The organism is Prevotella sp. CAG:592, assembly GCF_000436015.1.
GTDB lineage: Bacteria > Bacteroidota > Bacteroidia > Bacteroidales > Bacteroidaceae > Prevotella > Prevotella pectinovora.
In genome coordinates this window covers 45,037-58,963 of the sequence record NZ_FR892623.1, presented here as the reverse complement: position 1 = coordinate 58,963, position 13,927 = coordinate 45,037, and the positions used below count along the sequence as shown (strand labels likewise).

The window sequence follows — 13,927 nt, the reverse complement described above, 5'->3', positions numbered from 1 at the left end:
CCATATGATATGGAGCAGCAGCTTTTCAACTCCAATATAATATGAAGAAACAACTTTTCAAATCTAATATAATATGAAGAAAAACTTAAACCAACCGCAAGAGAACGAACTGCAGTATCTGCAGTTGTTGTCAAAGACCTTCCCTACCATTGCGGATGCGAGCACGGAGATAATAAACCTCCAGGCCATCCTCAATCTGCCTAAGGGAACAGAGCATTTCCTTGCCGACATCCACGGCGCCTACGAGTCATTCCAGCATGTGCTGAAGAATGCTTCGGGCAACATCAAGAGAAAAGTGAACGAGCTTTTCGGCAACCAGATCCGCGATACGGAGCTCCGCGACCTCTGCACTCTCATCTATTATCCCGAGCAGAAGCTCGAGATGGTGAAGCTCGTAGAGGAAGACATCAACGACTGGTACCACATCACCATCCACCAGCTTGTCACCATCTGCCGCGATGTGTCGAGCAAATACACCCGTTCGAAAGTCAGGAAATCCCTGCCCAAGGAGTTCTCCTACATCATCCAGGAGCTTCTGCATGAGCATTCCGACGACATCGACAAGGCTGGCTACGTGACTGCCGTCATCGACAGCATGATAGAGACCGACAGCGCCGACGACTTCATCATCGCCATCGCCCACGTTATCCAGCGCCTTGCCATCGACCGGCTCCATATTCTGGGCGACATCTACGACCGCGGTCCTGCCGCCCACAAGATCTTGAACCTTCTCACCCATTACCACAACTGGGACATCCAGTGGGGCAATCACGACATGCTGTGGATGGGAGCCTGTGCCGGCAACGACGCCTGCATCACCAACGTGGTGAGAATCTCGCTGCGCTATGCCAACCTCACCACCCTGGAGGAGGGCTACGGAATAAACCTGCTGCCCCTTGCCACTTTCGCCATGGAGACCTACAAGGACGACCCATGCCTGGAATTCATCCCGAAGACCTCAGGCGGCACAGGCGTTCTCGATGAGAAGACCGTTCGCCTCATCGCCATGATGCACAAAGCCATCTCCGTAATCCAGTTCAAGGTGGAAGCCGCCTTGATAAAGAAGCACCCCGAATGGAAGATGAAAGACCGCATGCTCTTCAACAATGTTGACTACGACAAGGGCGTGTGCGTCATCGACGGCAAGGAATATGCCATGAAGAGCTGCCTTTTCCCCACGGTAGACCCCAAGCATCCCAACGTGCTGACGAAGGAAGAGGAGGAACTCATGAAGAAGCTCCACCATTCGTTCACCGTGAGCGAGAAGCTGCGCAACCACATAGAGCTGCTGCTCAGCCACGGCTGTATGTACAACATCACCAACAACAACCTGCTCTTCCATGCTTCGGTGCCTCTCAACGACGACGGCTCCCTGAAGGAAGTGGAGCTGTTCGGCGGCAAGAAATACAGCGGCAGGGAGCTGATGCACCATACGGGTCTCCTCGTGCGTGCGGCGTTCCAGAACGACAGTTCCGAGGCAATGCGTGATTTCGCGCGCGACTATTTCATGTATCTGTGGTGCGGTCCCGACTCCACACTCTTCGACAAGTCCAAGATGGCCACTTTCGAGCGTTATTTCCTTGAAGACGCCGAGACCCACAAGGAGTATAAGGGCAACTATTTCAAGATGAGAGACAACGAAGAAGTGGTGGACAGGATTCTCGACGCCTTCGAGGTGCGCCATCCCAACCGCCACATCATCAACGGCCACGTGCCCGTGCATGCCGGAAGCGGCGAGAACCCGATAAAGGCCAACGGCAAGCTGATGGTCATCGACGGCGGTTTCTCCAAGGCCTACCACAAGGAGACGGGCATTGCCGGCTACACGCTCATCTATCACAGCCGCGGCTTCTTCCTTGTGCAGCACGAGCCGTTCACGAGCGAGGAGGATGCCATCAAGCGTGGCACCGACATCAAGAGTTTCACCAAGATTGTGGAGATGTCTTCTCACAGGATGCTCGTTGCCGACACCGACATCGGCGATGACCTGCGCGGCCAGATCGAATATCTCAAGAAGCTCCTCTATGCCTACAGGTATGGATGGATAAAGGAGCGCGGATAGGGGGGCTATATCTCCTATAAGTCCTATAGGACTGATAAGACTTATAGGACTGATAAAACCTATATCTCCTATAAGTCCTATCAGTCTTATTAGTCCTATCAGCTATATCCAGGCTGGGCATTATTTGCTGCCCTTGAGCGCCTTGTCCATGTTTTCGGCGGCACGTCTGCCGTCGCCCATAGCCAGGATCACCGTGGCTCCGCCGCGCACGATGTCGCCTCCGGCGAAGATTTCCTTCCTCGAGCTCTGCATGCAGTCGTCCACGGCGATGGTGTCTTTCCTGCCCAGTTCCAGTCCCTCGATGGATTTCGGCACGAGGGGGTTCGGCGACACGCCCACCGCTACTATCACCTGGTCGGTCTCCACGGTCAGGGTCTTGCCTTCTATTGGTTTCGGACTCCTTCTTCCGCTGGCGTCGGGCTCTCCCAGTTCCATCACCTGTAGCACCGCCTTGCATACGGCACCGTTTTTGTCGGCGATGTATTCAATAGGATTGTGCAGGTTGAGGAAATTTATCCCCTCCTCCTTGGCGTGTCTCACCTCTTCCAGTCTTGCCGGCATTTCAGCCTCAGAGCGTCTGTATACTATTGTCACGTCGGCTCCCAGTCTCTTTGCTGTTCTGCAAGAGTCCATTGCCGTGTTTCCTCCGCCAATCACGAGCACCTTCTTGCCGAAGTTCATCGGTGTGTCCGTCTTCGGGTCGGCAGCGTCCATGAGGTTCACTCGTGTGAGATATTCGTTAGACGACATTATGTTGATGGCGTTCTCTCCCGGTATGTTCATGAAGTTAGGCAGTCCTGCTCCGCTTCCCACGAAGAATCCCTTGAATCCCTCTTCCTTGAGCTGCTCTATGGTGATGGTCTTTCCGATGATGCAGTCTGTGGTGAACTCCACTCCGAGCTTCCTGAGGTTTTCTATCTCCACGTCCACGATGTGGTTGGGCAGTCTGAACTCCGGAATTCCGTATTTCAGCACTCCACCGATTTCGTGCAGCGCTTCAAACACGTGCACCTCGTAGCCCCTTTTTGCCATGTCGCCTGCGAAGCTTAGTCCCGATGGTCCTGAGCCCACCACAGCCACTTTCATTCCGTTGCTCTCCGGCCTTCCGTCGTTCTGTTCGCCGCATCTCTGTGCGTAGTCGGCTGCGAATCTCTCCAGATATCCTATCGCCACCGCCGGCTCGTTCATCTTCAGGTGTATGCATCTGCTTTCGCATTGCTTTTCCTGCGGGCATACTCGTCCGCATACGGCAGGCAGCGATGATGTGTTCTTGAGCACCCGTGCGGCTCCCTGTATGTTTCCGCGCTCTATGTTCTTTATAAACGAAGGTATGTCGATGCTCACGGGGCATCCTTCCGTGCACGACGGCTTTGCGCAGTCCAGGCATCTGTGGGCTTCGCGCTGAGCCATTTCGAGCGTTATCCCCTGGTTCACCTCTTCCTTGCGGTGTGCGATTCTGTATTCGGGGCTCAGCTCCGGCATCTCCACGCGTTCTATCGCCATGCGCTCCTTCGGCTTCATGCTCTTGCGCAGCTCTTTGCGCCATTCCGCCTCTCTGTCCTTGAGCTGCTCCAGTGTTTCGGCGGGGAAGACTGCCGGGGCGCCATCGCCGTTGGTCTGTGCCTTGTCTGCGCAGTTGCATCCGTGCGTTGCGGGTCTGCACAGATGTTCTTCGAAATGTTCCATCTCTTCTCTCTCTGCCGCCTTGAATGTGCCCATTCTCTTGAACATCTCGTCCCAGTCAACGAGTGCTCCGTCGAATTCCGGTCCGTCGATGCATACGAACTTTGTCTTTCCTCCGATTGTCAGTCGGCATGCGCCGCACATTCCCGTGCCGTCCACCATGATTGTGTTGAGCGACACGTCGGTGGGGATATTATATTTTCCGGTGAGCAGGCAGCAGAATTTCATCATTATCGGGGGGCCGATGGCCACCACCTTGTCAATGTGTTCCTGGTTGATGAATTTCTCTATTCCTATGGTCACCACTCCCTTCTCGCCGTATGATCCGTCGTCGGTCATTACGATCACTTCGTCGCTGTATTCCCTCACCTCGTCTTCGAGTATGATGAGGTCTTTGTTTCTTCCGGCTATCACGGAGAGAATTCTGTTTCCCGCCTTCTTGAGCGCCTTGATGATGGGCAGCAGGGGTGCTGTGCCCACTCCTCCTCCGGCGCACACCACGGTGCCGAAGTTCTGTATGTGTGTGGGGCTTCCGAGCGGTCCCACCACGTCTTCCACGTAGTCGCCCTCGCTGAGCCTGCAGAGTTTCCTGGACGAGAGTCCCACTTCCTGCACCACGAGCGTTATGGTGCCCCTGTGGGTGTCGGCGTCGGCTATGGTGAGCGGCATTCTCTCACTGTTTTTGTCCACTCTGATTATCACGAAGTTGCCTGCCTTGCGGCTTTTTGCTATGAGGGGCGCTTCGATTTCGAATTTGAATACTTTTTCTGAAAATTGTTGTTTCTGTATTATCTTGTTCATGCTCGTTAGTGGTTTTGATTTAACGAATCTGTGTATTAGATTTCTTTTGCCGTGCAAATATAGCAACATTTTTTGAATGCTGCCATTTTGCACGGCAAAAAATCAGTATGTCGGCGGCTTTCTCACTTTATTTCTATCCATGTGGGCTCTCCGGGCTTGCGGCTGTCGAGCAGCTGCATGAGGCGTGTCAGGGCTACGACAACTGGCTGAGACTCGCCTTCGCACTTTCAGACGGACTCGGAGAGGCTGGCAGACAGATTTTCGACCGACTCTCGCAGATGAACGCCGACTACGACACACGGGAATGCAACCGTCTATACGACAACTGCATGAAAGGAAACAAGGGAGGAATCACTATCGCAACTTTCTTCCAGATGGCAAGAGATCTGGCTAATGTTGACCTCAAGGAGATGGCAAGGGAAAGAGGGAAAAGAGAGGAAAAATCTTTACAAAATTGTACCACTTGTCCCACTTGTCCCAATGTCCCAATGTCCCATATAACGGAAAATAAATGTAATAAAAAAGATAATATATTGATATATAATAACTTAGGCAAAACCACCATTTCCTGTTGGAACAATGGGACAATGGGACAAGTGGGACAATTTTGTAAAGACTTTTCCAACGGTTATACATTCTCCGACAAGTTGGATACGGCAGACCTACCTCCCACACTCAAGAAAATCATGCACAACACGGCGGAACGGAATCGCAAAGCGGCGAAACAGAAGTGCAAAGCGGCGGAACAGAGAATGCAAGCAACTGATTGGCTAACCACAAAACACCTATATATGAACAACAACAGCAGACGAAACCCTCTGCCCGATTGGGGCTGAACAGAGAAAAGCCAAGCCGGCTTCGGAGTCTGTCGTATGACGACTTCCGGAGCCGGCTTTGTTCGTTTCGTCTTGCCGGGGGCAGACGGTTTCCCGTTGTCTGATTGATTGTCAGCGCTCAATACTATCTGTCCCTCCCCTTTGGGGGAGGCCAGGTGGGGGCTGGAGTGATGAAGCAAGGTTACTCTTTCCAGTCCCCCGTTTATCTGATTTTCTCGAGTTCTCCCTGCATCTGCTGCTGCAGCTCGGCAGCCTTGGCGGCCGCCACCTGTGCAAAGTCAGTGCCGGAGCTGGCGTAGATGATGCCACGGCTGCTGTTCACGAGCAGTCCGCAGTCTTTGTTCATGCCGTATTTGCACACCTCCTCGAGGCTTCCGCCCTGTGCGCCCACTCCCGGCACGAGCAGGAAGTGGTCGGGGGCTATCCTGCGGATGTCTTCAAACATCTTGCCCTGTGTGGCGCCCACCACATACATCATGTTGTTTTTGTCGCCCCACTTCTGCGATGTGCGGAGCACTTTCTCGAAGAGGCGCTCGCCGCTCTGGTCGGCGGTGAGCTGGAAGTCGTGAGACCCCTTGTTGCTGGTCAGGGCGAGCAGTATCACCCATTTGCCCTCGTATTGCAGGAACGGCACCACGCTGTCTTCTCCCATATACGGTGCCACGGTGAGCGAGTCGATGTTGTATTCCTCGAAGAATGTGCGGGCATACATGGTTGATGTGTTTCCGATGTCTCCGCGTTTGGCGTCGGCGATGATGAAGTGGTCGGGGTAGGCCCCCTTGAGATAGTTGATTGTCTTCTCGAAGGAGACGAGTCCCTTCACTCCCATGCTCTCGTAGAAGGCGAGGTTGGGCTTGTAAGCCACGCAGTATTTTGCGGTGGCGTCGATTATCTGCTTGTTGAAGGCGAAGATGGGGTCTTCGCCGCCGAGCAGGTGTTGCGGGATTTTCTTGATGTCGGTGTCGAGTCCGACGCAAAGGAAGGTTTTCTTCGTGAAAATCTGTTTTATGAGTTCTTCTCTGGTCATAGCGTTATGAAATGTTTTTTTTGTTTGTCTTTTCTATAGCTCGTTCTCTTTCATCCTCTCGGCGTTTTCCTCTACAGTGAGCGCGTCAATCATCTCCTGAATGTCGCCGCCGAGGAATCCCTGCAGGTCGTGAGTGGTGAAGCCGATGCGGTGGTCGGTCACGCGGCCCTGGGGGAAGTTGTATGTGCGTATCTTTGCCGAGCGGTCGCCGGTTGAGACCAGTGTCTTGCGGCGCGAGGCGATGTCGTCGATGTATTTCTGGTGTTCGCGGTCATATATGAAGGTACGCAGGCGCGAGAGGGCGCGCTCCTTGTTCTTGGGTTGGTCGCGGGTCTCCGTACATTCGATGAGAATTTCCTCCACTTCGCCCGTGTTGGGGTTTTTCCAGGGATAGCGCAGCCTCACGCCCGACTCCACCTTGTTCACGTTCTGTCCGCCGGCTCCGCTGCTTCTGAAGGTGTCCCATTTGATGTCGCCCTCGTTGATGTTCACTTCAAACTTGTCTGCCTCGGGCAGCACTGCCACGGTAGCCGCCGAGGTGTGCATCCTGCCCTGTGTCTCGGTTGCGGGCACGCGCTGCACACGGTGTACGCCAGACTCGTATTTCAGCACTCCGTACACTCCGTCGCCGCTCACGGCGAAGTCGATTTCCTTGTATCCTCCGGCTGCTCCCTCGCTCACGCTGGTCACTGAGAGTGTCCACCCCTTGGAGTCGCAGAATCGCTTGTACATGCCGAAGAGGTCGCCGGCAAAGAGGGCTGCCTCGTCGCCTCCGGCTCCGGCTCTGATTTCCATCTGCACGTTCTTGTCGTCTTCGGGGTCTTTGGGCACGAGTGCCATCTTTATCTCCTCTTCGATGCGGGGCTGCAGCTCTTCGTTTGTCTGCAGTTCCTCTCGCGCCATCTCCTTGAGGTCGGGGTCGCTCTCGTTGGCCAGGATGTCCTTGGCCTCCCTGATAGAGGAGAGGCAGCTGATGTATCGCTTCCGGGCGTCCATGATGTCGCCGAGGTCTTTGTATTCCTTTGTGAGCTTGACGTAGCGCTGCTGGTCGGCTATCACCCCGGGGTCGGTGATGAGGGTGGAAACCTCTTCGTAACGGCTCACCAGTCCGTTGAGCTTCTCTAATATACTGTTGTTGTCTGGCATCGGTATGCTTGTTTGATTAATAGCTTCTGGCGATTATCACGCGTTTTGTGGATGGCTTGCCCGACACCATGTCGGTGCCCGGTGTCTGCTCCACGCCGAACGGGATGCAGCGGATGGTGGCCTGTGTCTCCTCCTTTATCTTTGCCTCGGTCTCGGCGGTGCCGTCCCACGGGCAGATGAAGAAGCCTCCGTCTTTCACCTTTTCCTTGAATTCCTCGTAGTTGTCGCATTCGTAGATGCGCTCGTCGCGGTATGCCTTCGCCTTGGCGAAGATGTTTGCCTGGATGTCGTCGAGCAGCTGCTCCACGTGTTCCACGATGCCCTCGAGCGGGCGTGTCTCCTTCTCCAGGGTGTCGCGGCGCATGATTTCCACGGTGTTGTTCTCGAGGTCGCGTCCGCCCATCACGAGGCGCACTGGCACTCCCTTGAGCTCATAGTCGGCGAATTTGAATCCTGGGCGCTTGTTCTCGGCGTCGTCGTATTTCACGCTGATGCCGGCCTTTCTGAGGGCGCTGATCACGGGCTGGAGCTTTTCGCTGATGGCGTCGAGCTGTTCGCGGCCCTTGGTGATGGGCACGATCACCACCTGTATCGGCGCGAGCTTCGGTGGGAGCACCAGGCCGTTGTCGTCGGAATGGGTCATGATGAGCGCTCCGATGAGGCGGGTGGACACGCCCCATGATGTGGCCCACACGTATTCAGGCTTGTTGTCCTTGTTGAGATAGGTCACGTCGAAGGCCTTGGCGAAGTTCTGTCCGAGGAAGTGGCTCGTGCCGCTCTGCAGCGCCTTTCCGTCCTGCATCATGGCCTCGATGGTGTAGGTGTCGAGGGCGCCGGCAAAGCGCTCTGTCTCGCTCTTCACGCCTCTCACCACGGGCACGGCCATATACTGCTCGGCAAAGTCGGCATAGACGTGGAGCATCTTCTGTGCCTCGGCCTCGGCCTCCTCCTTCGTGGCGTGGGCTGTGTGGCCCTCCTGCCAGAGGAACTCTGAGGTACGGAGGAACGGACGGGTGCGCATTTCCCAGCGCATCACGTTGCACCACTGATTGCACATGAGCGGCAGGTCGCGCCATGAGTGTATCCAGTTCTTGTATGTGTTCCAGATGATGGTCTCTGAAGTGGGGCGGATGATGAGCTCCTCGTCGAGCTTGGCGGCAGGGTCTACCTCAACGCCGCTCTTGTCTTCCTTGGCCTTCAGCCTGTAGTGGGTCACGACGGCACACTCCTTGGCGAATCCCTCCACGTGTTCTGCCTCACGCGAGAGGAACGACTTGGGGATGAGCAGGGGGAAGTATGCGTTCTGGGCGCCTGTCTCCTTGAACATGGCGTCGAGCTGGTGCTGCATCTTCTCCCAGATGGCATAGCCGTAGGGCTTTATTATCATGCAGCCTCTCACGGGCGACTGCTCTGCCAAGTCGGCCTTTGTTACCAGGTCGTTGTACCACTGGCTGTAGTTCTCTGATCTTTTCGTAAGTTGTTTTAATTCTTTTGCCATTATCGTAATTGTTGTTTTGTTGACGTGATTGTATTCATTGCTGACGGGGTGTCGGCATGGGATTCCATCCGGGCCTCCTTTCCGTCATTTGGCTGCAAAATTATAAAAAAAAACCCAAACCATATATATATGCCGGGATATTTTCCCAAACCAAGGCCATGCGATTGACGGCTGCAGGCGGCAGTTTGCCACGTTGATATGTCAAAGTGTTTCGTAAAGACATGATTTTTGATATTGTTTTGTAAAAAACTCTTCCGTTTTTTTCTGAATATTGAAAAATTGCTTTACCTTTGCATTTAGGAGAAAGTGCCACACGGATTGTGGCGCCTGATTCATTGTGTTTGTATAATACTTTGAAACATATTAACTTATATAATACTACACACTATGTCGAATTGCAAAGAGCAACTCTTTACGGAGTTTAAGGCTCCTACACGTCAAGAATGGCTTGACAAGATTCAGGTGGACCTGAAGGGAGCCGACTTTAACAAACGTCTCGTCTGGCGCACAAACGAGGGATTCAACGTGCAGCCTTTTTATCTGAAGGAAGACCTTGAGAACCTCAAGACACCAGACTCACTTCCGGGAGAATTCCCGTTCGTACGCGGCAACAAGAAGGGCGACAACGCATGGTACGTGAGACAGCGCATCATGGCCGACGACGCCGCAGCGGCAAACGAAAAGGCGCTGGACATCCTGAACAGGGGAGTGGACTCGCTGTCGTTCAAGATACCGGGAAAGAACATCTCCAAGGATTTCGTCGAGACACTGCTCAAGGGAATCGAATGCGAAGCCGTGGAGCTAAACTTCAACACCTGCAAACGCCACACCCTGGAACTGGCAAAGATCCTGGACTGGTATTTCACGGCGAAGGGATATGACAAGACGAAGATCGTGGGTTCTTTCAACTGGGACCCGATGGAGAAAATCGTGGTGAAGGGACTCGACACGGTGGCCCTGCTCGCACAGGCACCGCAGATCGTGGAGGCAATGAAGGAATACCCCAACTTCCGCACAATCTGCGTGAACGCTGTGGCGCTCAACAACAACGGAGCCTACATCGTGCAGGAACTCGGATATGCACTGGCATGGGGCAACGAATACATGAACCAGCTCGTGGAAGCAGGAACAGACGCCGACGAGGCTGCAAAGAACATCAAGTTCAACCTCGGCATCTCGGAGAACTTCTTCATGGAAATGGCAAAATTCCGTGCAGCCAGAATGCTGTGGGCGGAAATCGTGAAGCAGTATGCACCGAAAGACGACGCATCATGCATGATGTGCGTGAACGCTGCCACATCAAAATACAACATGACGATGTTTGACAGCTATGTCAACATGCTCCGCTCACAGACAGAGGCAATGAGCGCCGCTCTCGCCGGAGTGCATTCAATAGAGGTGTTGCCGTTCGACGCCGTATACGAGACTCCTAATGAATTCTCGGAGCGCATCGCACGCAACCAGCAGCTGCTGCTCAAGGAGGAGAGCCACTTCGACAAGGTGGTGGACCCGGGAGCAGGAAGCTACTTCATCGAAGAGCTCACCACATCGCTCGCCAACGAGGCCTGGAAGATCTTCCTCAACGTGGAAGACAACGGTGGATTCCTGGAGGCTGCAAAGAAGGGAATCGTGCAGGACGACATCAACGCCACAAACGCCAAGCGCCACGACGCTGCCGCAAAGAGAAAGGAATTCATACTGGGTACAAACCAGTTCCCTAACTTCACGGAGAAAAGCGAAGGAAAGCGCGCAAAGAACGCATGCTGCGGATGCGCTGACAAGGGCGCACACGAGGAAGCCTTCAAGGCTATAAAGACAACACGTCTGGCTGCCGACTTCGAAGACCTGAGAATCTCGGTGGAGGAAAGCGAGAAGACTCCTACCGCCTTCATGCTCACTATCGGAAACCTGGCAATGAGACAGGCAAGAGCACAGTTCAGCTGCAACTTCCTGGCTTGCGCCGGCTACAAGGTGATGGACAACCTCGGATTCAAGACCGTGGAGGAAGGCGTGGACGCAGCACTCAAGGCTGGCGCCGACATCGTGGTGCTTTGTTCGAGCGACGACGAATATGCTGAATACGCAGTGCCTGCCTTCGAATACCTCAACGGCAGAGCCATGTTCGTAGTGGCTGGAGCACCGGCATGCATGGAAGACCTCAAGGCAAAGGGTATAGAGAACTTTATACACGTGAAGTGCAATGTGCTTGAGACATTGAAGGAGTATAACCAAAAACTGGGAATAAAATGAGAAAGAATTTTAAAGACATAGATATTTTTTCAGGTATAAAGAGCGTTGATGGCGCTGCTTGGCAGGAGTCAAACAACATCAAGGCAAACTGGAAAACCCCTGAACACATTGAGGTAAAGCCTGTTTATACCAAAGAAGACCTGGAGGGCATGGAGCATCTCGGATATACTGCCGGCCTTCCTCCGTTCCTGCGCGGACCTTACAGCATGATGTATCCTTTCCGCCCATGGACAATCCGTCAGTATGCAGGATTCTCTACTGCCGAGGAGAGCAACGCATTCTACCGCAGAAACCTCGCCAGCGGACAGAAAGGTCTGTCGGTGGCATTCGACCTCCCTACACACCGCGGCTACGACCCGGACAACGCTCGTGTGGTGGGCGACGTGGGTAAGGCTGGCGTGTCTATCTGCTCGATCGAGAACATGAAAGTGCTCTTCAACGGAATTCCGCTCAACAAGATGTCGGTATCTATGACCATGAACGGTGCCGTGTTGCCTGTAATGGCATTCTACATCGTGGCAGGACTGGAGCAGGGAGCCAAGCTCGAGGAGATGGCAGGAACAATCCAGAACGACATTCTCAAGGAGTTCATGGTGAGAAACACCTACATCTACCCGCCTGCATTCTCAATGAGAATCATCAGCGACATCTTCGGATACACATCCAAACTGATGCCTAAGTTCAACTCTATCTCTATCTCCGGTTACCACATGCAGGAGGCTGGAGCTACGGCAGACATCGAGCTGGCTTACACCATCGCCGACGGTCTGGAGTATGTGAGAGCCGGTGTGAACGCAGGTATCGACATCGACGCCTTCGCTCCACGTCTGTCTTTCTTCTGGGGAATTTCGATGAACCACTTCATGGAGGTTGCCAAAATGCGCGCAGCACGTATGCTGTGGGCAAAGGTAATCAAGCAGTTCAACCCGAAGAACGCAAAGTCGCTGATGCTCAGAACACACTGTCAGACATCAGGATGGTCGCTCACAGAGCAGGATCCGTTCAACAACGTGGGTCGTACCTGCATCGAGGCAATGACTGCAGCCCTCGGACATACTCAGAGTCTGCATACAAACGCTCTCGACGAGGCCATCGCATTGCCTACTGACTTCTCTGCACGTATCGCACGAAACACTCAGATTTATATACAGAACGAGACCAAGATCTGCAAGCACATCGACCCATGGGCTGGTTCATACTATGTGGAGAGCCTGACAAACGAGCTCGCACACAAGGCATGGGAGCACATACAGGAAATCGAGAAGCTCGGCGGAATGGCAAAGGCCATCGAGACCGGAGTGCCGAAGATGCGCATCGAGGAGGCTGCCGCACGCACACAGGCTCGTATCGACAGCGGTTCGCAGGTTATCGTCGGTACTAACAAGTATCGTCTTGACCATGAGGATCCTATCGACATCCTGGAGGTGGACAACTCTGCTGTAAGAGAGGAGCAGGTGAAGGGACTCGCTGAACTGCGTGCAAACCGCGACAACGAGAAATGCAAGGAGGCTCTTGCTGCACTCACAGAATGCGTGCGCACGGGAGAGGGCAACCTCTTGGAGAAGGCTGTGGAGTGTGCCAAGCTGCGCTGCACCCTTGGAGAGATCAGTGATGCCTGCGAGGAAATCGTAGGACGTTATAAAGCAGTTATAAGAACAATTTCAGGCGTGTATTCATCAGAAAGTAAGAACGACTCAGATTTCCATAAGGCATGTGAGTTGACGGAAGAGTTCGCTAAGAAGGAAGGACGCAGACCACGTATCTTCGTTGCTAAAATGGGTCAGGACGGTCATGACCGTGGTGCCAAGGTAGTGGCTACAGGATATGCTGACTGTGGCTTCGACGTGGATATGGGACCATTGTTCCAGACTCCGGCTGAGGCTGCAAGAGAGGCTGTGGAGAACGACGTGAACATCGTGGGTGCCAGTTCGCTCGCCGCTGGTCACAAGACTCTCATTCCTCAACTTATTGAGGAACTGAAGAAACTCGGACGTGAGGACATCATGGTTATCGCCGGTGGAGTTATCCCGGCACAGGACTACGACTTCCTCTACAAGGCTGGTGTGGCTGCAATCTTCGGTCCTGGCACTTCAGTGGCAAAGGCTGCCTGCGAGATGATGAACATCTTGCTCGACAAGTAACAGCTATCTTCTTGACGGACAGGGGTTTGTCTCGTTTTGTGGAATAAAAACTTTTATCCGGACAAGTATGATTGTTCTGCGAAATTGGTCTGTTGCCTTTTGACAAGCGGCAGACAATTTGGAAATGCTATAAAAAAAGATGCGTCTTGCAATGGCAGGATGCATCTTTTTTTATAGGCTGATAAGAATATCCTTCCTCCTTGCAGACCACGGACTATACAACAATGGCAGCAGCTGCCACTACAGCGATGATTTCAGCAGCAAGGCAGATGTGCAGACTTGATGTCATGTCGGAGAATGTTATAGGACGGGCATTTGAACCGATATAGGGCTTATAGAACAGTTCGCCGAAATAATCGTGAGGACCGCCGAAACGGCAGTCGAGCAATGACGAGAGAGCGGCCTCAGGCCATCCGCTGTTAGGCGAGGCATGGCAACGGGAGTAACGTCTGGTAGTTTGCAGGTAATACGCAAGAGAGCGTC

9 protein-coding genes are annotated in these 13,927 nt (G+C 53.6%); 4 read left to right on the top strand and 5 right to left on the bottom strand.

Features of this window, described 5'->3' with window-relative positions; translation table 11 throughout:
- Window positions 1-73 precede the first annotated feature (73 nt).
- Complete coding sequence (locus QVO99_RS09085; protein ID WP_022317291.1) at window positions 74-2,062, top strand: fructose-bisphosphatase class III; 1,989 nt, start codon at window positions 74-76, stop codon at window positions 2,060-2,062.
- 120 nt (window positions 2,063-2,182) lie between these two features.
- Here the strand turns inward: QVO99_RS09085 and QVO99_RS09080 are convergent, their stop codons facing one another.
- The gene (locus tag QVO99_RS09080; protein WP_022317290.1) at window positions 2,183-4,546 is read right to left on the bottom strand and encodes a bifunctional dihydroorotate dehydrogenase B NAD binding subunit/NADPH-dependent glutamate synthase; all 2,364 of its coding nucleotides are present in this window, start codon (window positions 4,544-4,546) and stop codon (window positions 2,183-2,185) included.
- Between the two features lie 107 nt (window positions 4,547-4,653).
- Between QVO99_RS09080 and QVO99_RS09075 the strand changes: the two genes are divergently transcribed.
- The gene (locus QVO99_RS09075) at window positions 4,654-5,382 is read left to right on the top strand and encodes a PriCT-2 domain-containing protein (protein WP_022317289.1); all 729 of its coding nucleotides are present in this window, start codon (window positions 4,654-4,656) and stop codon (window positions 5,380-5,382) included.
- A gap of 202 nt (window positions 5,383-5,584) precedes the next feature.
- Here QVO99_RS09075 and pyrF read toward each other — a convergent pair whose 3' ends face one another.
- Genes pyrF through proS form a run of 3 tightly spaced genes read right to left on the bottom strand, consistent with a single transcriptional unit; the run spans window position 5,585 to window position 9,053 of the window.
- Window positions 5,585-6,409, bottom strand: a complete 825-nt coding sequence (pyrF, locus tag QVO99_RS09070; protein WP_022317288.1) for an orotidine-5'-phosphate decarboxylase — start codon at window positions 6,407-6,409, stop codon at window positions 5,585-5,587.
- A gap of 33 nt (window positions 6,410-6,442) precedes the next feature.
- Window positions 6,443-7,555, bottom strand: coding sequence for a peptide chain release factor 1 (gene prfA, locus QVO99_RS09065; protein WP_022317287.1), 1,113 nt, complete (start codon window positions 7,553-7,555; stop codon window positions 6,443-6,445).
- Window positions 7,556-7,571: 16 nt separating this feature from the next.
- A complete protein-coding gene (gene proS / locus QVO99_RS09060; RefSeq protein WP_022317286.1) occupies window positions 7,572-9,053 on the bottom strand; it encodes a proline--tRNA ligase in 1,482 nt (493 codons plus the stop codon).
- A 387-nt stretch (window positions 9,054-9,440) separates the two neighbouring features.
- Here proS and mutA point away from each other — a divergent pair, with 387 nt between their 5' ends.
- On the top strand, window positions 9,441-11,303 hold the full coding sequence (mutA, locus tag QVO99_RS09055; protein WP_022317285.1) for a methylmalonyl-CoA mutase small subunit: 1,863 nt from the start codon (window positions 9,441-9,443) through the stop codon (window positions 11,301-11,303).
- Window positions 11,300-13,444 (top strand): methylmalonyl-CoA mutase, encoded by a 2,145-nt coding sequence (scpA, locus tag QVO99_RS09050; RefSeq protein WP_022317284.1) that lies wholly within the window; start codon window positions 11,300-11,302, stop codon window positions 13,442-13,444. The genes mutA and scpA overlap by 4 nt, the downstream gene beginning before the upstream one ends.
- A 214-nt stretch (window positions 13,445-13,658) precedes the next feature.
- On the opposite strand, the gene QVO99_RS09045 is transcribed toward scpA, so the two are convergent.
- The coding region (locus QVO99_RS09045; RefSeq protein WP_288177107.1) for a cobalamin biosynthesis protein at window positions 13,659-13,927 on the bottom strand (269 nt) is incomplete at its 5' end.

Bases quoted from the DNA above. Each gene is read 5' to 3' on its own strand.
- proS (WP_022317286.1), bottom strand. From the start codon at position 9,053: ATGGCAAAAGAATTAAAACAACTTACGAAAAGATCAGAGAACTACAGC.
- QVO99_RS09085 (WP_022317291.1), top strand. From the start codon at position 74: ATGAAGAAAAACTTAAACCAACCGCAAGAGAACGAACTGCAGTATCTG.
- scpA (WP_022317284.1), top strand. From the start codon at position 11,300: ATGAGAAAGAATTTTAAAGACATAGATATTTTTTCAGGTATAAAGAGC.
- QVO99_RS09075 (WP_022317289.1), top strand. From the start codon at position 4,654: ATGTCGGCGGCTTTCTCACTTTATTTCTATCCATGTGGGCTCTCCGGG.
- prfA (WP_022317287.1), bottom strand. From the start codon at position 7,555: ATGCCAGACAACAACAGTATATTAGAGAAGCTCAACGGACTGGTGAGC.
- QVO99_RS09080 (WP_022317290.1), bottom strand. From the start codon at position 4,546: ATGAACAAGATAATACAGAAACAACAATTTTCAGAAAAAGTATTCAAA.
- pyrF (WP_022317288.1), bottom strand. From the start codon at position 6,409: ATGACCAGAGAAGAACTCATAAAACAGATTTTCACGAAGAAAACCTTC.
- mutA (WP_022317285.1), top strand. From the start codon at position 9,441: ATGTCGAATTGCAAAGAGCAACTCTTTACGGAGTTTAAGGCTCCTACA.